Source organism: Agrobacterium leguminum (assembly GCF_015704895.1).
Classification (GTDB): domain Bacteria; phylum Pseudomonadota; class Alphaproteobacteria; order Rhizobiales; family Rhizobiaceae; genus Agrobacterium; species Agrobacterium leguminum.
This window is the reverse complement of sequence record NZ_JADQWB010000005.1, coordinates 25,162-50,126: the sequence shown is the minus strand read 5'-3', so window position 1 is coordinate 50,126 and position 24,965 is coordinate 25,162. Positions and strand designations below refer to the sequence as shown.

The following is a 24,965-nucleotide window of genomic DNA, read 5'->3' as shown; positions in this document are numbered from 1 at the left end:
GTGCGCAGCAGCAAAACCGTTATCAATAAGTTCTGATCGCGTATCATTGCATACTTTTTGGTGCGGGATTGGGAACAATTACCGCAACCGTTTGAAACGCCTCGAAGAAGGCATGACGGTTGGTGAGAGAGGGAACTCGTGACTGGAACTTTGGCGCCGGAGGCCGTGCCTCTCCTGTCCGTTCGCAAGCTGACCAAGCTGTTCGGCAATTTCGCCGCCTGCAACGGCATCGATCTCGATATTGCGCCGGGCGAAATCCACGCGCTTCTGGGGGAAAACGGCGCGGGCAAATCCACGCTCGTCAAGATGCTGTTCGGCGTTCTCGCACCGACTGAGGGCGATATTATCTGGCAGGGCCAGCCGGTTTCCGTCGGTTCACCCAGTGAGGCCCGCCGGCTCGGCATCGGCATGGTCTTCCAGCATTTTTCGCTGTTCGAGGCGCTGACGGTCGCTGAAAACATCGCCCTGTCGCTCGATCCGAAAATTTCATTGAAGGAAATCGCTGGGCAAGCGGAAACGCTGTCGCGCGCCTATGGTCTGCCGCTCGACCCTTATGCGCATGTGGCCGATCTTTCGGTCGGCGAGCGCCAGCGCATCGAAATCGTCCGCGCTTTGCTACAGAATCCGCGCCTCATCATTCTCGACGAGCCGACCTCGGTGCTGACGCCGCAGGAGGCCGACAAGCTGTTCGAGACGCTGGAGAAGCTGAAGGCCGAAGGCCGCTCCGTGCTTTATATCAGCCATCGTCTCGAAGAGGTGCAACGCATCTGCGACCGCGCCACCGTTCTGCGTCACGGCAAGGTGACGGGCGCCTGCGATCCGCGCAGGGAAACGCCGGCATCGCTGGCGCGCATGATGGTCGGCAGCGATGTCGCAAGCGTTTCGCGGGCCACGGGCGAGGCGCTGGGTGCGCCGCAGATCGAGGTCATGGGGCTTTCGGTCGCGCCGCGCACGCCTTTTGCCGTGGCGTTGAAATCGATTTCCATGACCGTGCGCGCCGGCGAGGTGCTGGCGATTGCCGGCGTTGCCGGAAACGGGCAGGGCGAGCTGTTCGATGCGCTTTCGGGCGAATATCCGGTCTACAATAACGATGCGATCCATCTGCGCGGCAAGCCGGTTGGCCGTATCGGCATCAATGGCCGCCGGCTGATGGGCGCGGGTTTCGTGCCGGAAGAGCGCCACGGCCACGCCGCCGTTCCCGGCTTGAGCCTTTCCGATAATCTGTTGCTGGCGCGAGCGCGTTCCGACCGGAAGGCGTTTCTGACCGGTAGTTTCCTGCGCATCATCCGTGGCTCGACCATCAAGGCGGCGGCGCGGCGCATCTCGGAAACCATGGATGTGCGCAAGAGCGGGGCCGATCCGCTGGCGGGGTCGCTGTCTGGCGGCAATCTGCAAAAATTCATCGTCGGGCGTGAACTTGACCGCCAGCCCGCCGTGCTGGTGGTCAATCAGCCGACCTGGGGCGTGGATGCGGGTGCGGCGAGCCGAATTCGCCAGGCGCTTGTCGATCTTGCCAAAGCGGGCTCGGCGGTCATCGTCATCAGCCAGGATCTCGATGAAATCTTCGAAGTCGCCACCAATATCGCTGTCATTTCCGACGGCAAGCTGTCAGAGACCCATCCCGTGGAAGACATGACGCTTGAAAAGATCGGCCTGCTGATGGGCGGCATCCACACACATTCGGGAGCCGCCCAGCATGCGCATTGAGCTTGAAAAACGGGCAGGGGTCTCGAGGCTTTTCACGCTGCTTTCGCCGCTTCTGGCGCTCACGCTGACGCTGCTCGTCGGCGCTGTCATGTTCGCCATGCTCGGCAAGAACCCGCTGGATGCGCTTTACGCCTTTTTCGTCGAGCCGCTGCTGGAAGTCTGGTCGCTGCACGAGCTGGCGATCAAGGCCGCACCGCTGATCCTGATCGGGGTCGGCTTGTCGATCTGTTATCGCTCCAATAACTGGAACATCGGCGCGGAGGGGCAATTCACCATCGGCGCGATCACCGGCTCCATTCTGCCGGTGCTTTATCCCGACTGGCATTCGCCGCTGCTTTTGCCTTTGATGCTGGTGATGGGCGCCGTGGGCGGTGCGCTTTATGCCGGTATTCCCGCACTTTTGAAGACGAAGTTCAACACCAACGAGATCCTCGTCAGCCTGATGCTGGTCTATGTCGCGCAGCTTTTCCTCGACTGGCTGACGCGCGGCATCTGGCGCGATCCGGGCGGCTACAACTTCCCGCAGACAAAGCCCTTCAACGACAGCGCCGTTCTGCCGGAAATGCTGGCCTCGGGCCGGGCGCATTGGGGTTTCGTTTTCGCCATCGTCGCGGCCATCGCGCTGTGGTTCATGATGCGCTACATGCTGAAGGGATTCGAGGTCACCGTGCTCGGCCAATCGGCGCGGGCAGGGCGCTTCGCCGGTTTTTCCTCTAGCCGCATGGTGTGGTTTTCGCTGCTGCTTTCCGGCGCGCTGGCGGGGCTTGCGGGCATATCTGAGGCTTCCGGTTCCATCGGCCATCTCCAGCCCAGCATTTCGCCGGGTTATGGCTTCACGGCCATCATCGTCGCCTTTCTCGGCCGTCTTAACCCTCTCGGTATCATCCTTTCCGGGCTGGTGCTGGCGCTGACCTATCTCGGCGGCGAGGCGGCGCAGCTTTCCATCGGCGTCTCCGACAAGGTGACGCGCGTGTTTCAGGGGCTGATGCTGTTCTTCGTGCTCTCCTGCGATACGCTGATCTTCTATCGCATCAGGGTCGTCTTTTCCGGCAAGGCGCATCACAAAGAAGGAGCGGCATGATGGATATGCTTCAGGCCATTCTCCTCACCGTCATCACCGCCGCCACGCCGCTCGTTATCGCCGCTTCCGGCGAGCTGGTGACGGAGCGCTCCGGCGTCCTCAATCTCGGTGTCGAAGGCATGATGATCATGGGTGCGGTCTGCGCTTTCGCGGCCGCGCATATGACCGGGTCTCCCTATCTCGGCATTCTGGCCGGCATTGCCTCGGGTGCGGTTTTCTCGCTGCTCTTCGGTTTCCTGACGCTGACGCTCGTTGCCAATCAGGTGGCGACGGGCCTTGCGCTCACCATTCTCGGCCTCGGCGTCTCGGGCATGCTGGGTGAAAGTTTCGTCGGCCTGCCGGGTGTGAAACTGCAGCCCATCGTCTTTCCGCTGCTGTCGGACATTCCCTTCTTCGGTCCGCTGCTGTTCCGGCAGGATTTGATCTTCTACCTCTCCATCGCGCTTGTCGCCGGCATTGGCTGGTTTCTGTTCAAGAGCCGCACGGGCCTGAAAATCCGCGCCATCGGCGACAGTCACGCCTCGGCCCATGCGCTCGGCATCAATGTCATCCGCACCCGTTATCTCGCCGTCATGTTCGGCGGCGCCTGTGCGGGGCTTGCCGGTGCGCAGCTGTCGCTGGTCTATACGCCGCAATGGGTGGAAAACATGTCGGCCGGGCGCGGCTGGATTGCGCTGGCGCTCGTCGTCTTCGCTTCGTGGCGCCCATGGCGGGTGCTGGCGGGCGGTTACCTGTTCGGCGCCGTCACCATCGGCCAATTGCACGCGCAGGCTTTCGGCATCGGCGTGCCGTCGCAATTGCTTTCCGCGCTGCCCTATCTCGCAACTATTGTCGTGCTGGTCATCATCTCGCATAATCGCCGCACGACCTTGATCAATACACCGGCGTCGCTTGGCAAATCCTTCGTGCCGGACAGGTGAAGAAGTCTCAAGTCTCCAAACCAACAGGGGTAAAAATGAAAAAACTGGTCATCGCACTCGCCGCTTCGGTTGCGGCTCTCGGCGGCGTCGTTTCCTCGGCGGAAGCCGCCGACGCCAAGAAGGTCTGCTTCATCTATGTCGGTTCAAAGACCGACGGCGGCTGGACGCAGGCGCATGATATCGGCCGTCAGGAACTGCAGGCGCATTTCGGCGACAAGATCGAAACGCCGTTCCTCGAAAGCGTTCCGGAAGGTCCGGATGCCGAGCGCGCCATCGAGCGCATGGCCCGCTCGGGCTGCGAACTGGTGTTCACCACCTCCTTCGGCTTCATGGATGCGACCGTGAAGGTGGCCCAGAAGTTCCCCAAGGTGAAGTTCGAACACGCCACCGGCTTCAAGACCGCCGAAAATGTCGCGACCTACAATTCGCGCTTCTATGAAGGCCGCTACATTCAGGGCCAGATCGCCGCGAAGATGTCGCAGAAGGGTCTCGCCGGTTACATCGCCTCCTTCCCGATCCCGGAAGTGGTGATGGGCATCGACGCCTTCGTGCTCGGCGCGCAGTCCGTCAATCCCGATTTCAAGGTGAAGGTCGTCTGGGCCAACACCTGGTTCGACCCCGGCAAGGAAGCCGATGCCGCCAAGGCGCTGATTGACCAGGGCGTCGACATCCTGACCCAACACACCGACACCACCGCGCCGATGCAGGTTGCCGCAGAACGTGGCATCAAGGCCTTCGGCCAGGCTTCCGATATGATCGCGGCCGGTCCGAAGACGCAGCTTACCGCCATCAAGGACACCTGGGGCGCCTATTACATCAAGCGCACGCAGGCTCTTCTCGATGGCACCTGGAAGTCCGAATCCGTCTGGGACGGCCTGAAGGACGGCATCCTGACCATGGCGCCCTACACCAACATGCCCGATGACGTGAAGAAGATGGCTGAGGACACCGAAGCCAAGATCAAGTCGGGCGAGCTGCACCCCTTCACCGGCCCGGTGAAGAAGCAGGACGGTTCGGAATGGCTGAAGGCGGGTGAAAAGGCCGAGGACGGCGTTCTGCTCGGTCTCAACTTCTACGTCGCCGGCGTGGACGACAAGCTGCCGCAATAACGGGATTTCCCATTCCCGCTGATAACAGGCCGCGCATGAAATTCATGTGCGGCCTTTGTTATTTTTGTATGTTTTACGCCATGGACGAAGTTTGCCTTTGCTTTTCAGGCGACTTGATGTTTTTCACTATATTCTGACTTGAGATATACACGTCTGGCGCGATTTTTAAGATCGCCAACCGAACGGAAGGACATGGCACTTGCAGCGCGGAATGCTCGATGCGGCGATCGGTTTTCGAAAGCTGCGGACAAATCATGCACAGGTCGTTCACAAGCTCGGTCTCGATATCGTGTCCGGCACCTTCAAGACGGGCGATATCCTGCCGGGCGATGCCGAGCTGATGGAGCGGCTTAAAGTGTCGCGCACAGTGCTGCGCGAAGCGATGAAGACGCTGACCGCCAAGGGCATGATTTCCCCCAAGGCGCGTATCGGCACCCGGGTGACGGAGCGCGAAAGCTGGAACATGTTCGACAGCGAAGTGCTGCTCTGGCATTTCGAGGCGGGCGTCAGCGACGAGTTTCTGCTGCATCTTTACGATATCCGCCAAGCCTTCGAGCCCTATGGCGCAGGGCTTGCCGCCATCAGGGCAAAGGACGCCGATATCGCCAAGCTCGCCGCTTATGCCAACGAGATGGGCAATACCGCCTATTCCAAGGAAAAGCGCGCGCTTGCGGATATGAATTTCCATGTCCTCATCACCGAAATGTCCGGCAATCCGTTCATGCGCACCGTCGGTTCGCTGATAAAGGCGGCTCTGGTGGGCATTTTCCGGATGAGCAACCCGGAAACCGATCCCAATGAGATTTCCGACGTTTCCGCGTCCCACCTGCGGCTCGTGGAGGCGTTTCGCCTGCGCGATGAGGCCGCAGCGCGCCGCGAGATGGAAAGGCTGATCGAAAACGGCCGCCAGCAGGTGCTGGAATTCACTGCCCGCAACCCCCGGCGATAAATCACACCGCGGGAGCGGGATGCGATCCCGTTCCAATCACGTTTGATGAAAATCGGTGCGGAAATTTGGTGCAGATTTGCATGGTTTCTTAAGTGGGCCGCCGTTATAGCAATTCCGGAATGAAATTACCGATGCGCCCGTTCGTTTTGCCGGACGGCGTGAAGTCAAACATATGCCGCCGTCCTGGTCGCACTGCGGCCGGTGACTGGGTGTTGGAGGTCTTATGGAGCGCAGCTCTCTAGCCGTTATTCTCGCAGCGGGCGACAGCACGCGCATGAAATCGTCGAAATCCAAGGTGCTGCATCCGGTCGCCGGGCGTCCGATGATCAGCCATGTGGTCGAGGCGGTGGCTGGATCTGGCGTCGGCACGGTGGCGCTGGTGGTCGGGCGCGATGCCGACAATGTCGCTGCCGCCGCAAGCATGAAGGGTCTTCAGGTCGAAGCTTTCCTGCAGACGGAACGCAAGGGCACCGGCCATGCGGTTCTTGCCGCACGCGCAGCCATCGAACGCGGTTTCGACGATCTCATCGTTGCCTATGGCGATGTCCCGCTCATCACCTCTGCAACGCTCGACCGGGCGCGTGAGGCGATTGCCGCCGGCGCCGATGTCGCCGTCATCGGTTTCCATACCGACCGCCCGACCGGTTACGGCCGGCTTCTGGTCAAGGATGGCGAACTTGTCGCTATCCGCGAGGAGAAGGACGCGACCGATGCGGAGCGTAAGGTCACCTGGTGCAATAGCGGCCTGATGGCCATCAACGGTCGCAACGCGCTGGACCTGCTCGACCGGATCGGCAACAGCAATGTGAAGGGCGAATATTATCTGACCGACGTGGTCGAGATCGCCCGTTCCCTCGGCCGCCGCGCCGTCGCCATCGATGCGCCCGAAACGGAACTGGTCGGCTGCAACAACCGCGCCGAACTGGCCTTTATCGAGAAGCTCTGGCAGGAACGCCGCCGCCACGAATTGATGGTGGACGGCGTTTCGATGATTGCGCCCGAAACCGTCTTCCTCTCCTATGACACGAAGATCGGCCAGGACGTTTTGATCGAGCCGAATGTCGTCATCGGTCCCGGCGTCACCATCGAGCCGGGCGCCGTCATCCATGCATTTTCGCATCTGGAAGGGGCGCATGTCGCCGAAGGTGCGGCCGTCGGCCCCTATGCGCGGCTGCGTCCGGGCGCGAACCTGCACGCCAACGCCAAGGTGGGCAATTTCTGCGAGGTCAAGAAGGCGGAGATCGGCGAAGGCGCCAAGGTCAACCATCTGACCTATATCGGCGATGCATTCATCGGCGCGGGCAGCAATATCGGCGCTGGCACCATCACCTGCAATTACGACGGCTACAACAAGGCCGAAACGTGGATCGGTGCGAACAGTTTTATTGGTTCGAACTCGTCGCTGGTCGCTCCTGTCACCATTGGAGAGGGGGCCTATATCGCCTCCGGCAGCGTGATTACCGATGACGTGCCTGATGATGCGCTAGCGTTCGGGCGCGCGCGGCAGGAGATGAAGCCGGGCCGGGCGACCGTTGTGCGCGAGCGGGCGAAGGCGCTGAAGGAAGCGAAGAAAAAGTCGTCCTGACGGACGTTACCAAACGATACCGAAAGTGACCGGCGCCATAATTGCGGATTGTTCGGGAACGGTTAGTAGTTTCGGCGAAGAGATCGCCGCTGGAGAAATATATGTGCGGAATTGTCGGAATTGTCGGAACCCAGCCCGTTGCTGAACGGCTTGTCGATGCGCTGAAGCGTCTCGAATATCGCGGTTACGATTCGGCTGGTGTCGCCACCATCGACAATGGCGCGATGGACCGTCGCCGGGCGGAAGGAAAGCTGTTCAACCTGGAGAAGAGACTTTCGGAAGAGCCGCTGCCGGGCGTGGTCGGCATCGCTCACACCCGTTGGGCGACCCATGGCGTTCCGAACGAAACCAATGCCCATCCGCATTTCGTCGACGGCGTCGCCGTCGTCCACAATGGCATCATCGAAAACTTCGCCGAACTGCGCGAAGAGCTGACCGCCGGAGGCGCGAGCTTCACCACCCAGACCGATACCGAAGTGGTCGCGCAGCTTCTGGCGAAATATACCCGCGAGGGTCTCGGCCATCGCGAGGCGATGCTGAAGATGCTGAACCGCGTGACGGGTGCATATGCGCTGGTCGTCATGTTTAAGGACGATCCCGGCACGCTGCTTTCGGCGCGTTCCGGCCCGCCGCTTGCCGTCGGTTACGGTCGGGGCGAAATGTTCCTCGGGTCCGACGCCATCGCTCTGTCGCCCTTCACCAACGAGATCACCTATCTGGTGGACGGCGACTGCGCCATCGTGACCCGGCAGGGGGCGGAAATCATCGATTTCTCCGGCAAACCGGTGAAGCGCGAGCGGCAGATTTCGCAGGCGACCGCCTATGTGGTCGACAAGGGCAACCATCGCCACTTCATGGAAAAGGAAATCTACGAGCAGCCGGAAGTCATTTCCCATGCGCTCAGCCATTACGTGGATTTCGCCTCCAAGACCGTGAAGCAGGCCGACACGGCCATCGATTTCGCCAAGCTTTCCGGCCTTGCCATTTCCGCCTGCGGCACGGCCTATCTGTCCGGCCTGATCGGCAAATACTGGTTCGAGCGTTATGCGCGTCTGCCGGTGGAAATCGATGTTGCCTCGGAATTCCGTTACCGCGAAATCCCGCTCGTTCCCACGCAGGCTGCACTGTTCATTTCGCAATCCGGCGAAACCGCCGATACGCTGGCGGCCCTGCGTTATTGCCAGCAGGAGGGGCTGAAGATCGGCGCGGTGGTCAACACGCGTGAATCCACCATGGCGCGCGAATCCGATGCGATCTTCCCGATCCTTGCCGGTCCGGAAATCGGCGTCGCCTCCACCAAGGCCTTCACCTGCCAGCTTGCAGTGCTCGCTTCGCTTGCCGTTGCCGCCGGAAAAGCACGCGGTACGGTCACGCCCCAGCAGGAAACCGAACTGGTTCGCCATCTGACTGAGATGCCGCGCATCATGAGCAAGGTTCTCAACAGCATCCAGCCGCAGATCGAAGCGCTGTCGCGCGATCTGTCGCGTTTCAAGGACGTGCTTTATCTCGGCCGCGGCACCAGCTTCCCGCTGGCGCTGGAAGGCGCGCTGAAGCTCAAGGAAATCTCCTATATCCACGCCGAAGGTTATGCTGCGGGTGAGCTGAAGCATGGGCCTATCGCGCTGATCGATGAGAACATGCCGGTCATCGTCATTGCGCCGCATGATCGTTTCTTCGAAAAGACCGTTTCGAACATGCAGGAGGTCGCCGCGCGCGGCGGCCGCATCATCTTCATCACCGACGAGAAGGGGGCCGCCGCTTCCAAGCTCGACACCATGGCGACGATCACGCTGCCCAATGTCGATGAGCTTATTGCGCCGATGGTCTTTTCGCTGCCGATCCAGCTGCTCGCCTATCACACCGCCGTCTTCATGGGCACGGATGTGGATCAGCCGCGCAATCTGGCGAAATCGGTAACGGTGGAATGATCATCCGGCCTGAGCGTCAGGGCGATGAGGAAGCGATTGCTCGCGTTACGGAAGATGCTTTCCGTAACGTCGATTACAGCGACAAGACGGAACATCTGATCGTCGAGCGGTTGCGCAGGGCGGGCGCGCTCACCGTTTCACTGGTTGCCGAGGATAGTGAAGGCATTATCGGCCATGTCGGTTTTTCGCCGGTGACGCTTACCAGCGGCGAGACCGGCTGGTTCTGCCTCGCGCCGCTTTCCGTGACACCGGAACGGCAGGGGCAGGGAGTCGGTTCAAGGCTGGTGCAGGACGGGCTTGCCGTTCTGGAGCGTCTGAATGCTTCCGGCGCGGTTGTCGCGGGCGATCCGGACTACTATGGCCGCTTCGGTTTTCGCCATGTCGAAGGGGTGAATGCGGAAGGGATTCCTGACGAATATTTCACAGTTCTTCGCTTGCATGGTGGAACTCCATCCGGCATTGTCGGTTTTCATCCGGGTTTCGATGGCGACAACGCTTAATTCCGAACGGTAAATGACCGATATTCCAGTCAAAATTTCATTCGCAGCCCGCCTGCGCAATAGTTTCCTCACGGGCGTTCTGATCCTTGCGCCCGTCACCATCACCATGTGGCTGGTGTGGAGCTTCCTGCAATGGGCCGATAGCTGGGTGAAGCCCTATATTCCGGCCCGTTACGATCCCGAACAATATTTCGATGTGGCTATTCCCGGTTTCGGCCTGCTGATCGCCGTCATCGGCATCACCCTCATCGGTTTTCTCGGCAACAACCTCATCGGCAAATGGATTTTCGGCGTCGGCGAATCCATTCTCAACCGCATGCCGCTGGTGCGGCCGATCTACAAGAGCATCAAGCAGCTGTTCGAATCCGTCCTGAAGGAGCATTCGAACTCCTTCAAGAAGGTCGGCCTGATCGAGTTTCCGTCATCCGGCACCTGGGCGATGGTCTTCGTCGCCTCCGAGGCCAAGGGCGAGCTTGCCCATCGTTTCAATGAAATGGGCCAGCAGATGGTCGCCGTCTTCCTGCCGCCGACACCGGTGCCGACGGCCGGCTTCCTGCTGTTCGTGCCGAAAGACAAGATCGTGATGCTGGACATGACACCGGAAGATGCGGCGAAATTGCTGATATCCGGCGGTCTGGTGGCCCCGGATTTCAAGCCGCCGAAGATGATTGCGCCGGTTTGAGCTAGATAACGCCGAGAATGTCCGTCTGAGAAAAGTCGTTGCCGACATAAAGCAAAGGGCAACCCTCGGCTTTCGCCAACTCGTAGGCAAAGCAGTCGCCGAAATTCAGTCCGGCAGGATGAATGCCCTTGCCCCAGATGCGGTAAGCTTCGGAAACGCCACGCGCCGATTTGGGGGTAACTGGTCTGATTTCGGCGCTCAGACCTTCGATCAGCATCTCCAGTTCCCGGTTGCGGTCGCGCCGCTGCGCCACGATCATGGCCTCCGCAAGCGTACCGGCGGAAATGAGCAGAGGTTCATCCGTTTCGAGAGCTGCGGCGCAGGCATCCGCTTTGGGTTCATCAAGCAGGATCGCCATCAGAGCCGACGTATCGATAACGATCATTTCGGAAGGCCGTGCTCGTCATAGAGAAAATCCTGACTATGCGCGGCATCCGGTCCATCATCGGCTTTGTTGACGACAGTCGCGCGCACTTTTTCGAGCGCGGCCCTGCGGGATGTTTTATCCGCCACGGCAGTGACCGGAACCAGCCGCACGGCGGCGTGGCCATGACGGGTGAGAATGACCTCATCACCGGCTTCGGCGCGGCGCACCAGTTCGGTAAGCTGACTTTTTGCATCCGTCACGGATATCTGCATCGCTAACCTCAAGTGTTAAAGTTAGCACTAGATTAGTCCATTCAATGGACCATATCAATCCTCGTCATCCAGATCATCCACTTCCGTACCGGTGGTCGTGGCGTGGAATACGGGAACGAAAAGCCGCATATAGACCAGCCGCACGCTCCAGCCTTCTTCCAGCGCCTGGCTCCACGCCTTCTTGCGTCCGGGCTTCTTGAACGCCTTGCCGATTGCCTTTTTCGCGCTCTTCGCAAATGTCTCGGGCTGCAGGATATTCTGCGGCGAACAGAGCGCGTAGCCCTTGCGGAAGGCGGGTGGTGGGCGGCGCGGGTCGATCATGTTCATGGGCGTTCACTTTCAGCCGGCGTGCAGGAAGCGGATCGCTTCGTCGCGGCGGTGCAGGTAGAGCAGGGTGCGCAGCGCATTGCCGCGCGGGCCTGTCAGTTCGGGGTCGCGTTCGATGACGTAGGCTGCGTCCTTGCGGGCGATTTCCAGAAGGTCGGCATGGGCTTCGAGGCTGGCGATGCGGAAGCCCGGCGTGCCGGACTGGCGGGTGCCGAGGAGTTCGCCTTCACCGCGCAGCTTCAAATCCTCCTCGGCGATCAGGAAGCCATCCTCGCTGTCGCGCAGGATGGAAAGCCGGGCGCGGCCGTTTTCGCTGAGTGGGCCTTTATAGAGCAGGATGCAGGTGGAGGCCTCGTCGCCGCGGCCCACACGGCCGCGCAGCTGGTGAAGCTGGGCGAGGCCGAAACGCTCGGCGTGTTCGATGACCATGATGGTTGCATCCGGCACATCGACCCCGACTTCCACCACGGTCGTCGCCACCAGCAGCCGGGTTTCGCCGTTCTTGAAGGCAAGCATGGCCGCATCCTTCTCCGGGCCGCTCATGCGGCCGTGGATGAGGCCGATATTGGCGCCGAGCATCTGCGAGAGAACCGCATGCCGCTCCTCCGCCGACATCAGGTCGGATTCTTCCGTTTCCTCCACCAGCGGGCAAATCCAGTAGGCCTTCTTGCCATCCTTCAACGCGGCGCGCAGTCGCTCGACGATGTCGCCGATCCGCTCAGTCGGGATCGTCACGGTCTGGATGGGTTTGCGGCCGGCGGGCTTTTCGGTGAGCTTGGAGACATCCATGTCGCCAAAGGCGGCCAGAACCAGTGTGCGCGGAATGGGTGTGGCGGTCATGACCAGCATATGCGGCGTGATGCCCTTGGCGGTGAGGCGCAGGCGCTGGTGCACGCCGAAACGGTGCTGCTCGTCGACCACTGCCAGCACGAGGTTCCTGTAACTCACGCTGTCCTGAAACAGTGCATGGGTGCCGATGACGATCTGCGCTTCGCCCGAGGCCACGCGCTCCTCGATCTCGCGGCGCTCCTTGCCCTTGGTGCGGCCGGTCAGCACTTCGACGGTGATGCCCGCCGCCTGAGCGAGTTTGGATATGGTGGCGTAGTGTTGGCGGGCGAGGATTTCGGTCGGGGCCATCAGCACCGCCTGTCCGCCGGCCTCCACCGCCGTTGCCATGGCCATCAGCGCCACCAGCGTCTTGCCCGCACCGACATCGCCCTGCAGCAGCCGCAACATGCGGTCTTCGCCGGCCATATCTGTCAGGATATCTTTCACCGCAGCGCTCTGGCTTGCCGTCAGCGAGAAGGGCAGCTGCGACAGGATTTTTGCGGCGACATCGCCCTTGGCGCGGATCGGTTGGCCCGCCACCTTGCGCAGCCGCTGGCGCACCAGCGCCAGTGAGAGCTGCCCGGCGAGGAATTCGTCATAGGCAAGCCGCCTGCGCGACGGGGCCTGCGGTTCGATATCGGCGCTGTCACGCGGGTCGTGCAATTCACGGAAGCTTGAGGCGACATCGCCGAAGCCCTGCCTCTTCTTCAGTGTCTCGTCGATCCATTCGGGAAAGACCGGCAGCTTTGAAAGCCCGCCTTCGATCGCCTTGCGCAGCACCTTGGCAGACAGCCCGGCGGTCATGGGATAAACGGCTTCCACCAAAGGCAGGTTTTCCGCCTCCGATAGCTTCACCATGAAATCCGGATGCACCATGGAGGCACGGCCGTTGAACCAGTCCACCTTGCCGCTGACGAGAACCTCTTCATCGACGGGCAGGGCCTTGGACAGCCAGTCGCCTTTGGCGCGGAAAAAGGTCAGCGCCAGTTCGCCGGTCTCGTCATGCAGGAAGACGCGATAGGGCGCGTTGCGGTTTCCCGGCGGTGGCGGCTGATGGCGGTCGACACGTCCCTGAATGGTGACAATGGCGCCGGGGCTGGACAGCGCAATGCCGGGGCGGTTGCGGCGGTCGATGACGTTGGATGGCGCGTGGAACAGAAGATCGATGACGCGCGTGTCGTCGGCGCTTTCCCGGCTCAAAAGCTTGGCCAGAAGATCGGCAAGCTTCGGCCCCACACCGGCAAGGGTGGAGACGGAGGCAAACAGCGGATCGAGAATGGCCGGGCGCATGGGTCAGCAAAATCGGGGAAGGGGGCGGCTTATGCAAGACTTCGCTGCCCACAAAGGCGGGTTATCACCGGCAGATTTTCACCGCCGTGGCATTATTTCGATAAAAACCGGTTCCCAAGCGTTCGCCTCCTGTTCTATAGGAGGTCGCAGTCAACATCCTGTTGAATAGCCAACCGAAAGGTGAATGCGATGACTGGACTGGTGCGCACGAGTGCCGACCTCGATCCGAGACGCCGGCGGATTCTTTACCGCTGCTGGCATCGGGGCATTCGCGAGATGGATCTGGTGCTCGGGCAATTCGCGGAAGACAATATTGCCGGGCTTTCCGATGATCAGCTCGATGAGCTTGAGATCATCATGGCGGAAGAGGATAACGACCTCGTCAAGATGGTGACGGGCGCCCTTGCCATACCGGAAAAATTCCAGACCCCGCTGTTCGAGAAGATCGCCTCCTACCGTCCCGATTTCGATCTCGTCACCACTGAAACCCTGAAAGCCTGAGAATATGATAGCCGGATTCGATGCAAAGCTGGTGTCGTCGGCCGATACGCCGCTGACCATCGGAAACGTGCCTTCCGGCATGGAAGCCCTTTTGCTTGCCGATATGGCGCGGGCCGGCACGTCGGTCGCCTATGTGATGTCGGATGGCCAGCGGGTCGCCGATCTCGAACAGATCCTCGGTTTCGTCGCACCTGATATTCCGGTGATGACACTTCCCGCCTGGGACTGCCTTCCCTATGACCGCGTGTCACCGAGCGCTGACACCTCGGCGCGCCGGCTGGCGGCGCTCTCCGGTCTGATCGCTCACGCGAAGAAACCGCATCCGGCCATCGTGCTCGTTACCGTCAACGCCATGCTGCAGAAGATGGCGCCGCGCGACATTATCGAGAGTCTCGGCTTTTCTGCCAAACCCGGCAACCAGATCCGCATGGAGGAGATTGCCGCGCGGCTAGAGCGCAACGGTTTCGACCGGGTGGCGACGGTGCGCGAAGTGGGTGAATTTGCCGTGCGCGGCGGTATTCTCGATGTTTTCGTGCCGGGCACCGAAGAGCCGGTGCGGCTCGATTTCTTCGGCGATACGCTGGAAAGCATCCGCACCTTCGATCCGGCCAGCCAGCGCACCATCGGTCAGGCGCGCTCGCTTGATTTGAACCCGATGAGCGAAGTGACGCTGACGCCGGATACGATCAGCCGTTTTCGCAAGAATTACCTGTCGCTGTTCGGCGCGGCGACGCGTGACGACGCGCTTTATCAGGCCGTCTCCGAAGGCCGCCGTTATGCCGGCATGGAGCACTGGCTGCCGCTGTTTTACGAGCAGCTGGAGACCGCCTTCGATTATCTGAAGGGCTTCCGCATCGTCACCGATCACACGGCGCGGGAGGCGGCGAAAGAGCGCTCCAAGCTGGTGCTCGATTATTACGATGCGCGCCGCAGTTCCGGCGAAACCAAGGGATCGACGCAGGGCGCGCCCTACAAGCCGGTTTCGCCCGGCCAGCTTTATCTCGACGGCAAGAGCTTCGATTCCGCACTGGCCGCCGTTAACGCCGTGCGTCTGACCCCTTTCAACGAGCAGGACAGCGAAGGCCGCCCGGTCGCGACGCTCGACGCCCATGTCGGTCCGCGCTGGGCACGCCCGCCGACCGAGGGCGAGAGCGAAGAACGGGTCAACGTTTTCGATCTGGCGGTGAAGCACATTGCCGAACGCCGCGCCAAGGGCTGGAAGGTGCTGATAACAGGCTGGTCGGAAGGTTCGCTCGACCGGCTGTTGCAGGTACTGAACGAGCACGGGCTTGAGAAGATCAAGCCGGTCACCTCGCTGAAAGAGGTGGAGAAGCTCGGCAAGGGTGAGGCGGCCTCGGCGGTTCTGAGCCTTGAGGCGGGTTTCGAAACCGGGACGCTGGCCGTTATCGGCGAGCAGGATATTCTCGGCGACCGCATGGTGCGCCGCTCCAAGCGCCGTAAGCGCGGCGCGGATTTCATCTCGGAAGTGGCGGGGCTGGATGAGGGCTCGCTGGTTGTCCATGCCGAACATGGTATCGGCCGTTTCGTTGGCCTGCGGACCATCGAGGCGGCGGGTGCGCCGCGGGCGTGTCTGGAACTGCATTATGCCGATGACGCCAAGCTGTTCCTGCCGGTTGAAAACATCGATCTTCTGTCGCGTTACGGTTCGGATGCGGCGGAAGCGCAGCTGGACAAGCTTGGCGGCGGCGCATGGCAGATGCGCAAGGCCAAGCTCAAGAAGCGCCTGCTTGACATGGCCGATGAGCTCATCCGCATAGCGGCCGCGCGTCTGGTGCGCCACGCGCCGGCCTTGGTTGCGCCGGACGGGCTTTACGACGAATTTGCCGCCCGTTTCCCCTATGATGAGACCGAGGACCAGCTGAACGCCATCGAGGCGGTGCGCGAGGATCTCGGTGCCGGCCGGCCGATGGATCGCCTCATCTGCGGCGATGTCGGTTTCGGCAAGACCGAAGTGGCGCTGCGCGCCGCGTTCCTCGCCGCCATGAACGGCGTACAGGTGGCGGTGGTGGTGCCGACCACGCTGCTTTCCCGCCAGCATTTCCGCACCTTCTCGGAACGTTTCCGTGGGTTGCCGATCCGGGTACAGCAGGCTTCGCGCCTTGTCGGCTCCAAGGAATTGACGCTGACGAAAAAGGAAGTTGCCGATGGCAAGACGGATATTGTCGTCGGTACCCATGCGCTGCTCGGCGCGGGCATCAGCTTCGCCAATCTCGGCCTGCTGATCATCGATGAAGAGCAGCATTTCGGCGTGAAGCACAAGGAGCGCCTGAAGGAGCTGAAGAGCGACGTGCATGTGCTGACGCTCTCTGCGACGCCTATTCCGCGCACCTTGCAGCTTGCCATGACGGGCGTGCGCGAATTGTCGCTCATCACCACGCCGCCGGTGGACCGCATGGCGGTTCGCACCTTCATTTCGCCCTTCGATCCGCTGGTGATCCGCGAAACGCTGATGCGCGAACATTATCGCGGCGGCCAGAGCTTCTATGTCTGCCCGCGCCTTGCCGATCTCGCCGACATTCACGCCTTCCTGCAATCGGATGTGCCGGAACTGAAGGTGGCGGTGGCGCATGGGCAGATGCCGGCGGGCGAACTGGAAGACATCATGAACGCCTTTTACGACGGCAAATATGATGTGCTGCTGTCGACCACCATCGTCGAATCCGGCCTCGATGTGCCGACCGCCAATACGCTGATCGTGCATCGCGCCGATATGTTCGGCCTTGCCCAGCTTTACCAGCTGCGTGGCCGTGTCGGCCGTTCCAAGGTGCGCGCCTTCGCGCTTTTCACCCTGCCGGTCAACAAGGTGCTGACGACGATGGCGGAGCGGCGGCTGAAGGTGCTGCAATCGCTCGATACGCTGGGCGCCGGCTTCCAGCTGGCGAGCCACGACCTCGATATTCGCGGTGCGGGCAATCTGCTTGGCGAGGAACAGTCCGGCCATATCAAGGAAGTCGGTTTCGAGCTCTACCAGCAGATGCTGGAAGAGGCGGTGGCCGAAGTGAAGGGCGACGAGCAGGTGCAGGATAGCGGCTGGTCGCCGCAAATCTCGGTCGGCACCTCTGTCATGATCCCGGAGGATTATGTTCCCGATCTGCATCTGCGCATGGGTCTTTACCGCCGTCTCGGTGAGCTTGCGGATATCAGCGAGATCGATGGTTTCGGTGCGGAAATGATCGACCGTTTCGGCCCGCTGCCGAAAGAGGTGCAGCATCTCCTCAAGATCGTCTACATCAAGTCGCTCTGCCGCACCGCCAATGTCGAGAAGGTGGATGCCGGGCCGAAGGGCGTGGTCGTGCAGTTCCGCAACAAGGAATTCCCCAATCCGGCGGCACTTGTCGCCTATATCGGCAAGCAGGGCACGATGGCGAAGATACGCCCCGATCACAGCCTGTTCCTGACCCGCGACCTGCCGACGCCGGAAAAGCGGCTGGCGGGGGCGGCGATGATCATGACACAGCTGGCGGAGCTGGCGCGTTCCTGACGGGAGCGTTGGGGCATTGCGAGTTTTCCGAAGGTGGATGGGGCTTTACCCCCCTCTGCCCTGCCGGGCATCTCCCCCTCAAGGGGGGAGATCGACAAGACGCGCTTTCGCCACTTCATCCTCGACCGTTGAGATAGTCGAAACCTAGCCGCATATCGATCTCCCCCCTTGAGGGGGAGATGCCCGGCAGGGCAGAGGGGGGTAAAGCCCCACCCACCTCCACTTCCGAAAGCCAAAACCTGAAGCACGTCCGGACAAACGAAAACGGAAGGGTCCGACATCCGTTTGCTTTACCGGACCTCCCAGTCCCCAAGGCTCTGCAAACATTACCGGTATGTAACGAAACGGACATGCGCCGGTAGCCTCGACGGGCGTAGTCTTGCTCCCATCTCCTGCACTGCGCCCAATATGACGCGCGAGCGGGAAGACGAAGGAGCAAGACAATGTGGACCAGGATGAACAGGTTCGTCTCCGCAGGTCTGGTTGCTTTGACAATTGCGGGCACCACAATTGCCACCACCAACCAGGCGGAAGCACGCAACCACTTTGGACACGGGCATGGCGGCGGTGGCATTGCCGCAGGTATCGCCGGAGCAATTATCAGCGGCGCCATCATCGCCGGGGCGCGGCATTCCTATGGCGGCCCCTATTATGGAGAGCCTTTTTACGGCCCGCCCGTTTATGGCCCGCCGGTGATCTATCAGCCGGCCTATCCGCGCTGCCACGTCGTCTGGCGACAGAATGGCTGGGGCGACATGTATCGGGTCAGGGTTTGCGACTAGGTCATGAAATCCAACAGGCGCAATGATCCGCGACGCGGAAAGCGAAACGCAGCTTCCGGCCTTTGGCCGGTAGCTGCTGGCGGCGCTCTGTTCAATGTCAGTTCATCCCTCGCCACTGGGCTGGCGTCACGCCTTCCCAGGTTCGAAACGCCCGATAGAACGAGCCTGTGTCCTGGAAACCCAGCAGGAAGGCTATCTCCTCAATTCCATTGCGTTTGTCTGAAAGCAGGTCGCGGCCGAGTTCCTGCCGCGCCTGCTCAATGAGCGCTCGATAGTTCGATCCCTGTTCGGTGATACGACGCTGCAGGGTTCTTTCGCTCATGCCGAGTTCGCGCGCCACCTCGGAAATCTCCGGCTTGCCGCTTGCGATGCGGCGTTTGATCAGAATCTTGACCTGCTCCGGCAGCGAGGATTGCGCTTCGATCTCGCCAAGGGAGGCCGCAAGTGCAGGCTCCAGTATGGCCAACAGTTCGGGATTATGCCCGGCGAAGGGAAGATCGAGATCGTCGCATTTCAGCACCATGGCATTCTGCGGACAGCCGGTGCGGATGGGTGCGTTGAAATAACTCCGATGGACGTCGGAAACAGGTCCACGGCGAATCATCTCCACCCGAACCGGGGTGACATGTCTGCCGGTGCCCCGCCGCCCCAGTTCTAGAAGGGCGGCGAAAGTGACGTCGGCCGCAGCATCCGGCTCGGCCTCGCCAGTATGTAACCATCTTACGGCGATCCGGGCTTCGCCGCCGCTTTCCGTTACCGAAAGCTCTTCCGGGGTGCACAGTCGCTTGAAGCGGGCCAGCCGGTGCAGCCCGTCGCGATAGTCGCGGGCGAAGAAGGCTGACATGGTGGCGGGTGGATGCATCGCCGTGTCTGTCTCGACCGTCATCCGGAGGCCGATGGCCGGATCCTGCGACAGGTCCTCGACCGCCCGCCACAGGTCGAAATATTGCGCCGTGGTCAACCATGCGTCCGGGGCGATGTGCAGCGTTGCGGGAAGCTTCGCCTGCCGCAGCAGGGCCGGGGCGGGCAGCCCCATACGCTCCGCCGCCCGCCAGAAAGCCTGGGGCAGCCTGCACCTGTCGCTCAAATCCCTGCTCATGATCCGACCTCCGGCCTTCTTTCTACATCTGGCTTCTGATCAGCCTGTCGAAGGCCCGGTCGCCGAACCATTTGCGCACGCCTATCATCAGCCGGGCGTATTTGCCGGCCGCATAACGTGTCTTCGGGCGGGCGGACCTGACCGCCTTGCTCACCACGTTGGCAATGACCTCGGGATCGGTGCCCATACCCTTACCGTAGCTTCGGTCCATGGAAGCCGCAACGCTCTGCGCCATCTTCGCATAAGGGCCGTTTGCCGAGCGTTCGAGGAGACCCTGCGCTGCGGCCGCGCCGAAACCGGTCTCGATCAGGCCCGGTTCGATCACCACGACGCGGATGCCGAATGGCTCAGCTTCCAGCCGCAGACTGTCAGACCAGCCTTCCAGCGCGTGTTTGGTCGCATGATACCAGGCACCCAGAACGGTGTAGATCTTGCCGCCCATCGAGGTGATGTTGACGATGGTGCCTTTGCCCCTTGCGCGCATGGCCGGCATAAGGAGCTGTGTCAGACGGGCGCTGCCGAAAACGTTGACCTCGAACTGGTAGCGCGCCTCGTCGAGCGGAATCTCCTCGACGGGGCCGTAGAGCCCGTAGCCGGCATTGTTCACCAGCACATCGACGCCACCGGATCGTGCGGTAATCGCGGCGACAGCGGCGACGATGTCTTCGTCGCTTGAGATGTCCATGCGCAGCGCAACCGCGCCCAGCTTTTCCAGGTCCGCCATCCTGTCGAGGCTGCGCGCGGCGACATAGACGAGATAGCCATCGGCGATCAGGCGTTTGGCGATGCTTTTGCCCATGCCGGATGATGCGCCGGTAACGAGGGCGGTCGGTTGGGTTCGTATGTTCATGTTGGCACCTCTTGCTCTTGGATAGGGCCAACATAGGTCGCGCATCGTGCCATCGCAGTGGCGGAACGCGCCATATTTATGGTGCAAGCCGCCAGGTCTCGTGTTTCAACCTTATGAGGGGCAACCTTATGAGGGGTTTTCCGGCGTGATGCCGACGGCCACGTTCTGGTCGGTGGCGGCGATCGAAGCGGGCAGCGGCACCTTTCTCTGTTTCTCGCGGATCAGCGTCAGCAGGCCGGAACCGACGATGAGGGCGATGCCGACCAGCATCCAACCGTCGATACGGTCGCCGAAAATCAGGTAACCGAACAGGATGGCCCAGAGCATCTGGCTATATTGCGTCGGTCCGATCATGGCGGCGGGCGCATATTGGGCGGCATACATGACCAGGACGTTGCCAAGCGCCCCGAGCAGGCCATATCCCGCCAGCAGCAGCCATTGCTCGCCCGCTGGCATGACAAAAGTCGGCACCATGGCGATACCGCTGATGGTGAGACAGCCGAGCACGCCGGCACCATAAAGCGAGACGTTCTTTTCCGACGGTCCCATGGCGCGGAAGATGACGATGCTGAGCGCACCGCTGAAGCCGCCGATGATGGCGCCGAGGTGGCCGACGCCGAGTTCGCGGAAGCCCGGCCGCAGGATGACCAGCACGCCGAGGAAACCGATGATGACGGCCGACCAGCGCTTGATGCCAACCTGTTCCTTCAGGAACACCACCGACATGATGGTGACGAAGGAAGGGAGCAGGAAGATCAGCGCGAAGGCTTCCGCCATGGAAAGATGGGTGAAGGCGGTCACGCTGCCGACTGCGCCGGTGCCGGCGGCAAAAAAGCGGATGATCCACAAAGGGCGGTTCGTCGTTCTAACGATATCCACCCAGCGGTCATTACGTTTGCGGATGAAGGGCAGGGCGGCAAAGCCGAAAAGGGCGCCGAAGAAGGCCGATTCGATCGGCGAAATCTGGCCTTCTATGAGTTTAACGCTTGCATCGCTCCAGGCGTAGGCAGCGAAGGCGGCAAAGGCGAGCAGAATGCCTTTCAGGGTCTGGTCGGACACGGAAACACCGGCGAAAAATCGAGTTGATGAAAACCGCCGGTGGTTTGACCGTCAGTTCATCGATCTATGCTCGTCCGCCTTGATTTTTGCAATATCCCGCAGTGCAGCAATCAATACATCCGGCGTTTGTGCACCGCTTATGGCGTATTTCTGGTCGATGATGAAGAAGGGCACGCCGGCGACGCCCATTTGCTGCGCCGCATCAATTTCGGCGATGACGGTGTCCTTATCGGCGTCCGAGGCCAGAAGCCGCGCCACGACTTTGGCGTCCATGCCGGATTTTTCGGCCACATCGGTCAGCACCGCGTGATCGCCGATGTTGCGGCCTTCCTCGAAATTGGCCTTGAACAGGGCGGTGACGACCTTTTCCTGAACGTCGCGGCCTTCGGAATGCGCCCAGAGCGACAGCCGATGGGCGTCGAGCGTGTTCGGGCCGATCTTGATCGCATCGAAATCGTAATTGATGCCGACTTCCCTGCCGAGCTGTACCAGCGTGGCATGCGCTTGTTCCAGGCGTTCCTTGCCGAGCTTTTCCTCGAGAGCGGCTTTCTGGTCGACGCCTTCAGGCGGATAATCCGGGTTGAGGCGGTAAGGACGCCAGTTCACGTCGACGCTGATTTCGTCCTGCACCTCGGCAATGGCGAGATCGAGCCTTGCCTTGCCGAGATAACACCACGGGCAGACCATATCCGATACGACGTCGACAACGATGCGTTCCATGGTTTTATCTTCCCTTTTCTCTGCCGGGGGTGGGTGCGGTGCGGTTTATTGCGCCCGCGCATCCCACCAGGTCTGTTTCTGATTGCCGGATATCGGCGTCATATCCGGGCGGTCGATATATTTCCAGCGGGCCACCCATTGCGCGCCGATATAATAGAGCGGAATGACATAGTGGCCGGCAACGAGAAGGCGGTCGTAACCGCGCACCGCCGCCTGAAAATCCTCCGTCGACCTTGCCTGCAGCAGGGCCTCGATCATGCGGTCTATATCGGGATTTGCAGCACCCGCATAGTTGAAGCTGCCCTGCGCATCCCGCGAGAGCGAACTCCAGCGGTTGAGCTGTTCCATGCCCGGTGAGAGCGAGGAGGGCAGGGAGCGGATGATCATATCATAGTCAAAGCTGTTCGAGCGGGCCTGATATTGCCCGTCATCGACCGAGCGGATGCCCATGGCGACGCCGATCAGGTTGAGCGAACGCTGATAGGCAAGCGCGATGCGCTCCTGAGCCGGGTTCTGGGTCATGATTTCGAAGGCAAGCTGACGGCCGCTGGCGTCGGACATCCTGCCGTTCTTGATGCTGTAGCCAGCCTCTTTCAGCTTGTCGACGGCCATTTTCAGAACTTTGCGGTCCGCGCCGGTGCTGTCGGTGGTCGGCATGGCATAGGTTCCCGCCAGCAGTTCCGGCGGCATGGTTTTCGCAGCGTCGCCAAGCAGGGCAAGCTCGCGCTCGTCGGCGGCATTGCCATAGGCGCCGAGCGGGGAGTTCTGCCAGTAACTCTGCGTGCGCTTGAAGGAGCCGCCGAGGATGTTCTTGTTCATCCATTCGAAATCGAGCGCATAGGACAGGCCCTCGCGCACCTTTTCGTCGGCGAAGACGGCGCGGCGGGTGTTGAAAACGAGACCGAACATGCCGGTGGGCAGGCGCGGCTGGAAGACGTCCTTGACGATATCGCCGCGATGGACGGCCGGGAAATTGTAAGCCTGTCCCCAGTGCGAGGTATCGGAAGTGCCGTTGATGGCGTCGCCTTCAGGATAAATGTCGATATCGCCCTTCTTGAAGGCCTCGAACATGGTGGTGACCTGAAGGAAATAGGTGACGCTGATCTCGTCGTAATTGTCGAAGCCGACCTTGCCGGGAATATCCTTGCCCCAATAATCCGGGTTCCGCTCCCAGATGATTCGTTCGCCCGGCCGCAGGGTTTTGATTCGGTATGGACCCGAGCCGACGACCGGGCCGAGGCCCGCCTGCTCGAATTTTTCCGGATCGATCGCATGTTTCGGTAGGATCGGGGTGGAGGAGGCGAGAATGAGCGGCGTTTCGCGGTTCGCCTTGTCATTGAAGGTGAAACGCACGCTGCGATCGCCGATTTTTTCCAGCTTCGCCACGCCGTCCAGGCGGGTGTTGAAGGGCGGGCGGCCTTTTTCCTTCAGGAGATTGAAGGTGAAGATGACGTCATCCGCGGTCACCGGCTCGCCGTCGGACCATTTTGCCTTCGGGTTGAGGTTGAACTGGACGAAGCTGCGCTCCTCATCCCACGCCGCGGTTTCGGCGAGCAGGCCGTAAAGGCTGAAAGGCTCGTCGCTGGAGCGCAGCATCAGCGGTTCGTAAAGAAGATTGCCGAATTCCGGGTCCCAGACGCCGCGTGCGGTGGTGCGCATTCCCTTGAGAACGAAGGGATTGAGGCTGTCGAAGGTGCCGACGACGCCATAGGAGATGCGGCCGCCTTTCTTCACGTCCGGATTGACGTAAGGGAGGTGGCGGAAATCTGCCGGCAGGGCAGGCGTGCCGTGCATGGAAATGCCGTGAAGCGGCTGTGCCAGGGCGGTTCCGGCGGGAAGCAGGGATGATCCCAGAAGGAACAATGCGGGGATGAGGGCCGCAAGGTTGCGCATGTCACTATCCTGTCTCAACGATCAGTCCGATATGTGGACCTGACCGGTTTATCGTCATGATTCTGGCAGATATGTAGCACACGGACATTGCATGACCCATGCAACGGCGGGAAATCTTGGGTCAGCTCAAGAAAAAGTTAAAGAAGTGCTGGATATCGCCGCGATCGGCATGTAACAGGGGGACCGGAAGAGACGGGTCACGCATTTGCCTCATTTAAACGACAGTTGAACGGGCAGAAGGATACCGCCATCGGCGAACAGGATCTTGCGGTTCTGTTCTGGCAGACATTCAGGAGACGGAACTCTTATGATGCACAAGGCAAACACATTCACCCGGACGGCTCTGTCCGCTCTGGTCCTTTCTCTCGGCGCAATGTCCGCTCCGGCCATCTCGCAGGCGCAGGATGCTGCTCCCGCCGCTCAGGGCGCTGGCGCTCCGCCGCTCGGCTGGTTCAAGACCTGCTCCAAGCAGGAAGACAACGATGTCTGCGTCGTGCAGAACGTGGTTCTTGCCCAGAACGGCCAGATGATCACCGCCGTCGGCCTCATCACCGTTGAAGGCAAGGTCAACCGCAAGCTGCTGCAGGTCTCCGTTCCGACCGCGCGTCTCGTTCCTCCGGGCGTGATGATGCAGATCGACGGCGGCAAGGGCCAGAAGCTCGATTACGCCGTTTGCCTTCCCGACAAGTGCACGGCTGAAGTTCCGCTGACGGACGCCATGATCGCCTCCCTGAAGAAGGGTAGCGAGGTGGTCTTCACCTCCATCAACTTCCGCCGCGCGCCGAACCCCATCAAGATCGCGCTCTCCGGCTTCACCGGCGCTTATGACGGCCCGGCGATCACCCAGTCGCAGCTTGCCGAAAGCCAGCGCAGCCTGCAGGAAGGCATGCAGAAGAAGGCTGAAGAGGCCCGCAAGAAGCTGGAAGCCGCACAGGACGCTGCCAAGGGCGCGCCGAAGCCCTGATCGCAGCGTAAGCTCCAAAAACAGGAAAACCGGTCTGGCGACAGACCGGT

22 protein-coding genes are annotated in these 24,965 nt (G+C 61.1%); 13 read left to right on the top strand and 9 right to left on the bottom strand.

The features are described from left to right. The first annotated feature begins 150 nt into the window (after window positions 1–150). The 9 genes from I3J13_RS09460 to I3J13_RS09420 all read left to right on the top strand — a co-directional run bounded on the left by I3J13_RS09460 (window position 151) and on the right by I3J13_RS09420 (window position 10,461). Complete coding sequence (locus I3J13_RS09460) at window positions 151–1,707, top strand: ABC transporter ATP-binding protein (protein WP_196378782.1); 1,557 nt, start codon at window positions 151–153, stop codon at window positions 1,705–1,707. Continuing rightward, a complete protein-coding gene (locus I3J13_RS09455; RefSeq protein ID WP_196378654.1) occupies window positions 1,697–2,788 on the top strand; it encodes an ABC transporter permease in 1,092 nt (363 codons plus the stop codon). Before I3J13_RS09460 ends, I3J13_RS09455 begins: the two co-directional genes overlap by 11 nt. Next, complete coding sequence (locus tag I3J13_RS09450; RefSeq protein WP_003523440.1) at window positions 2,788–3,708, top strand: ABC transporter permease; 921 nt, start codon at window positions 2,788–2,790, stop codon at window positions 3,706–3,708. Before I3J13_RS09455 ends, I3J13_RS09450 begins: the two co-directional genes overlap by 1 nt. Before the next feature lie 35 nt (window positions 3,709–3,743). After that, a complete protein-coding gene (locus I3J13_RS09445) occupies window positions 3,744–4,817 on the top strand; it encodes a BMP family ABC transporter substrate-binding protein (RefSeq protein WP_003523439.1) in 1,074 nt (357 codons plus the stop codon). Between the two features lie 211 nt (window positions 4,818–5,028). Then, window positions 5,029–5,766, top strand: coding sequence for a FadR/GntR family transcriptional regulator (locus I3J13_RS09440; protein WP_059760295.1), 738 nt, complete (start codon window positions 5,029–5,031; stop codon window positions 5,764–5,766). Window positions 5,767–5,989: 223 nt separating this feature from the next. Further along, window positions 5,990–7,351 (top strand): bifunctional UDP-N-acetylglucosamine diphosphorylase/glucosamine-1-phosphate N-acetyltransferase GlmU, encoded by a 1,362-nt coding sequence (gene glmU, locus I3J13_RS09435; protein ID WP_196378653.1) that lies wholly within the window; start codon window positions 5,990–5,992, stop codon window positions 7,349–7,351. A 101-nt stretch (window positions 7,352–7,452) separates the two neighbouring features. Then, the gene (glmS, locus tag I3J13_RS09430) at window positions 7,453–9,279 is read left to right on the top strand and encodes a glutamine--fructose-6-phosphate transaminase (isomerizing) (RefSeq protein ID WP_196378652.1); all 1,827 of its coding nucleotides are present in this window, start codon (window positions 7,453–7,455) and stop codon (window positions 9,277–9,279) included. Further along, a complete protein-coding gene (locus tag I3J13_RS09425; RefSeq protein WP_196378651.1) occupies window positions 9,276–9,779 on the top strand; it encodes a GNAT family N-acetyltransferase in 504 nt (167 codons plus the stop codon). The genes glmS and I3J13_RS09425 overlap by 4 nt, the downstream gene beginning before the upstream one ends. A gap of 13 nt (window positions 9,780–9,792) precedes the next feature. Then, window positions 9,793–10,461 (top strand): DUF502 domain-containing protein, encoded by a 669-nt coding sequence (locus tag I3J13_RS09420; protein ID WP_059760288.1) that lies wholly within the window; start codon window positions 9,793–9,795, stop codon window positions 10,459–10,461. Between the two features lies 1 nt (window position 10,462). Here the strand turns inward: I3J13_RS09420 and I3J13_RS09415 are convergent, their stop codons facing one another. The 4 genes from I3J13_RS09415 to recG are packed head-to-tail and all read right to left on the bottom strand — an operon-like array spanning window position 10,463 to window position 13,545. Further along, window positions 10,463–10,846, bottom strand: coding sequence for a type II toxin-antitoxin system VapC family toxin (locus tag I3J13_RS09415; protein WP_196378650.1), 384 nt, complete (start codon window positions 10,844–10,846; stop codon window positions 10,463–10,465). After that, window positions 10,843–11,100 carry a type II toxin-antitoxin system Phd/YefM family antitoxin gene (locus tag I3J13_RS09410; RefSeq protein ID WP_196378649.1) on the bottom strand — a complete coding sequence of 86 codons (258 nt, stop codon included), beginning with the start codon at window positions 11,098–11,100 and terminating at the stop codon, window positions 10,843–10,845. The genes I3J13_RS09415 and I3J13_RS09410 overlap by 4 nt, the downstream gene beginning before the upstream one ends. Before the next feature lie 54 nt (window positions 11,101–11,154). Beyond that, complete coding sequence (locus I3J13_RS09405) at window positions 11,155–11,427, bottom strand: hypothetical protein (RefSeq protein WP_142779351.1); 273 nt, start codon at window positions 11,425–11,427, stop codon at window positions 11,155–11,157. 12 nt (window positions 11,428–11,439) lie between these two features. Further along, complete coding sequence (gene recG, locus I3J13_RS09400; protein ID WP_196378648.1) at window positions 11,440–13,545, bottom strand: ATP-dependent DNA helicase RecG; 2,106 nt, start codon at window positions 13,543–13,545, stop codon at window positions 11,440–11,442. A 189-nt stretch (window positions 13,546–13,734) separates the two neighbouring features. Here recG and I3J13_RS09395 point away from each other — a divergent pair, with 189 nt between their 5' ends. The 3 genes from I3J13_RS09395 (at window position 13,735) to I3J13_RS09385 (ending at window position 18,330) form a co-directional block, all read left to right on the top strand. Continuing rightward, on the top strand, window positions 13,735–14,046 hold the full coding sequence (locus I3J13_RS09395; RefSeq protein WP_196378647.1) for an FAD assembly factor SdhE: 312 nt from the start codon (window positions 13,735–13,737) through the stop codon (window positions 14,044–14,046). A 4-nt stretch (window positions 14,047–14,050) separates the two neighbouring features. Beyond that, a complete protein-coding gene (gene mfd, locus I3J13_RS09390) occupies window positions 14,051–17,548 on the top strand; it encodes a transcription-repair coupling factor (RefSeq protein ID WP_196378646.1) in 3,498 nt (1,165 codons plus the stop codon). 443 nt (window positions 17,549–17,991) lie between these two features. Continuing rightward, on the top strand, window positions 17,992–18,330 hold the full coding sequence (locus I3J13_RS09385; RefSeq protein ID WP_127756967.1) for a hypothetical protein: 339 nt from the start codon (window positions 17,992–17,994) through the stop codon (window positions 18,328–18,330). Between the two features lie 97 nt (window positions 18,331–18,427). Here the strand turns inward: I3J13_RS09385 and I3J13_RS09380 are convergent, their stop codons facing one another. From I3J13_RS09380 to I3J13_RS09360, 5 genes are all read right to left on the bottom strand, one after another. Next, entirely contained in the window at window positions 18,428–19,366 is a 939-nt protein-coding gene (locus I3J13_RS09380; RefSeq protein WP_196378781.1) for an AraC family transcriptional regulator, read from the bottom strand. 85 nt (window positions 19,367–19,451) lie between these two features. After that, entirely contained in the window at window positions 19,452–20,279 is an 828-nt protein-coding gene (locus tag I3J13_RS09375; RefSeq protein ID WP_196378645.1) for an oxidoreductase, read from the bottom strand. Between the two features lie 126 nt (window positions 20,280–20,405). Next, window positions 20,406–21,338 carry a DMT family transporter gene (locus tag I3J13_RS09370; RefSeq protein ID WP_174056941.1) on the bottom strand — a complete coding sequence of 311 codons (933 nt, stop codon included), beginning with the start codon at window positions 21,336–21,338 and terminating at the stop codon, window positions 20,406–20,408. Between the two features lie 51 nt (window positions 21,339–21,389). Continuing rightward, complete coding sequence (locus I3J13_RS09365; protein ID WP_065655161.1) at window positions 21,390–22,058, bottom strand: DsbA family oxidoreductase; 669 nt, start codon at window positions 22,056–22,058, stop codon at window positions 21,390–21,392. A 45-nt stretch (window positions 22,059–22,103) separates the two neighbouring features. After that, on the bottom strand, window positions 22,104–23,951 hold the full coding sequence (locus tag I3J13_RS09360) for an extracellular solute-binding protein (protein ID WP_196378644.1): 1,848 nt from the start codon (window positions 23,949–23,951) through the stop codon (window positions 22,104–22,106). Window positions 23,952–24,258: 307 nt separating this feature from the next. Between I3J13_RS09360 and I3J13_RS09355 the strand changes: the two genes are divergently transcribed. Beyond that, window positions 24,259–24,915: an invasion associated locus B family protein gene (locus tag I3J13_RS09355; RefSeq protein ID WP_003523420.1), complete on the top strand. Its 657-nt coding sequence runs from the start codon at window positions 24,259–24,261 to the stop codon at window positions 24,913–24,915. Window positions 24,916–24,965 lie beyond the last annotated feature (50 nt).

Bases quoted from the DNA above. Each gene is read 5' to 3' on its own strand.
- glmU (WP_196378653.1), top strand. From the start codon at position 5,990: ATGGAGCGCAGCTCTCTAGCCGTTATTCTCGCAGCGGGCGACAGCACG.
- glmS (WP_196378652.1), top strand. From the start codon at position 7,453: ATGTGCGGAATTGTCGGAATTGTCGGAACCCAGCCCGTTGCTGAACGG.
- I3J13_RS09385 (WP_127756967.1), top strand. From the start codon at position 17,992: ATGTGGACCAGGATGAACAGGTTCGTCTCCGCAGGTCTGGTTGCTTTG.
- I3J13_RS09450 (WP_003523440.1), top strand. From the start codon at position 2,788: ATGGATATGCTTCAGGCCATTCTCCTCACCGTCATCACCGCCGCCACG.
- I3J13_RS09455 (WP_196378654.1), top strand. From the start codon at position 1,697: ATGCGCATTGAGCTTGAAAAACGGGCAGGGGTCTCGAGGCTTTTCACG.
- I3J13_RS09405 (WP_142779351.1), bottom strand. From the start codon at position 11,427: ATGAACATGATCGACCCGCGCCGCCCACCACCCGCCTTCCGCAAGGGC.
- mfd (WP_196378646.1), top strand. From the start codon at position 14,051: ATGATAGCCGGATTCGATGCAAAGCTGGTGTCGTCGGCCGATACGCCG.
- I3J13_RS09415 (WP_196378650.1), bottom strand. From the start codon at position 10,846: ATGATCGTTATCGATACGTCGGCTCTGATGGCGATCCTGCTTGATGAA.
- I3J13_RS09355 (WP_003523420.1), top strand. From the start codon at position 24,259: ATGATGCACAAGGCAAACACATTCACCCGGACGGCTCTGTCCGCTCTG.
- I3J13_RS09360 (WP_196378644.1), bottom strand. From the start codon at position 23,951: ATGCGCAACCTTGCGGCCCTCATCCCCGCATTGTTCCTTCTGGGATCA.
- I3J13_RS09410 (WP_196378649.1), bottom strand. From the start codon at position 11,100: ATGCAGATATCCGTGACGGATGCAAAAAGTCAGCTTACCGAACTGGTG.
- I3J13_RS09425 (WP_196378651.1), top strand. From the start codon at position 9,276: ATGATCATCCGGCCTGAGCGTCAGGGCGATGAGGAAGCGATTGCTCGC.
- I3J13_RS09395 (WP_196378647.1), top strand. From the start codon at position 13,735: ATGACTGGACTGGTGCGCACGAGTGCCGACCTCGATCCGAGACGCCGG.
- I3J13_RS09365 (WP_065655161.1), bottom strand. From the start codon at position 22,058: ATGGAACGCATCGTTGTCGACGTCGTATCGGATATGGTCTGCCCGTGG.
- I3J13_RS09375 (WP_196378645.1), bottom strand. From the start codon at position 20,279: ATGAACATACGAACCCAACCGACCGCCCTCGTTACCGGCGCATCATCC.
- recG (WP_196378648.1), bottom strand. From the start codon at position 13,545: ATGCGCCCGGCCATTCTCGATCCGCTGTTTGCCTCCGTCTCCACCCTT.
- I3J13_RS09440 (WP_059760295.1), top strand. From the start codon at position 5,029: ATGCTCGATGCGGCGATCGGTTTTCGAAAGCTGCGGACAAATCATGCA.
- I3J13_RS09445 (WP_003523439.1), top strand. From the start codon at position 3,744: ATGAAAAAACTGGTCATCGCACTCGCCGCTTCGGTTGCGGCTCTCGGC.
- I3J13_RS09420 (WP_059760288.1), top strand. From the start codon at position 9,793: ATGACCGATATTCCAGTCAAAATTTCATTCGCAGCCCGCCTGCGCAAT.
- I3J13_RS09380 (WP_196378781.1), bottom strand. From the start codon at position 19,366: ATGGGGCTGCCCGCCCCGGCCCTGCTGCGGCAGGCGAAGCTTCCCGCA.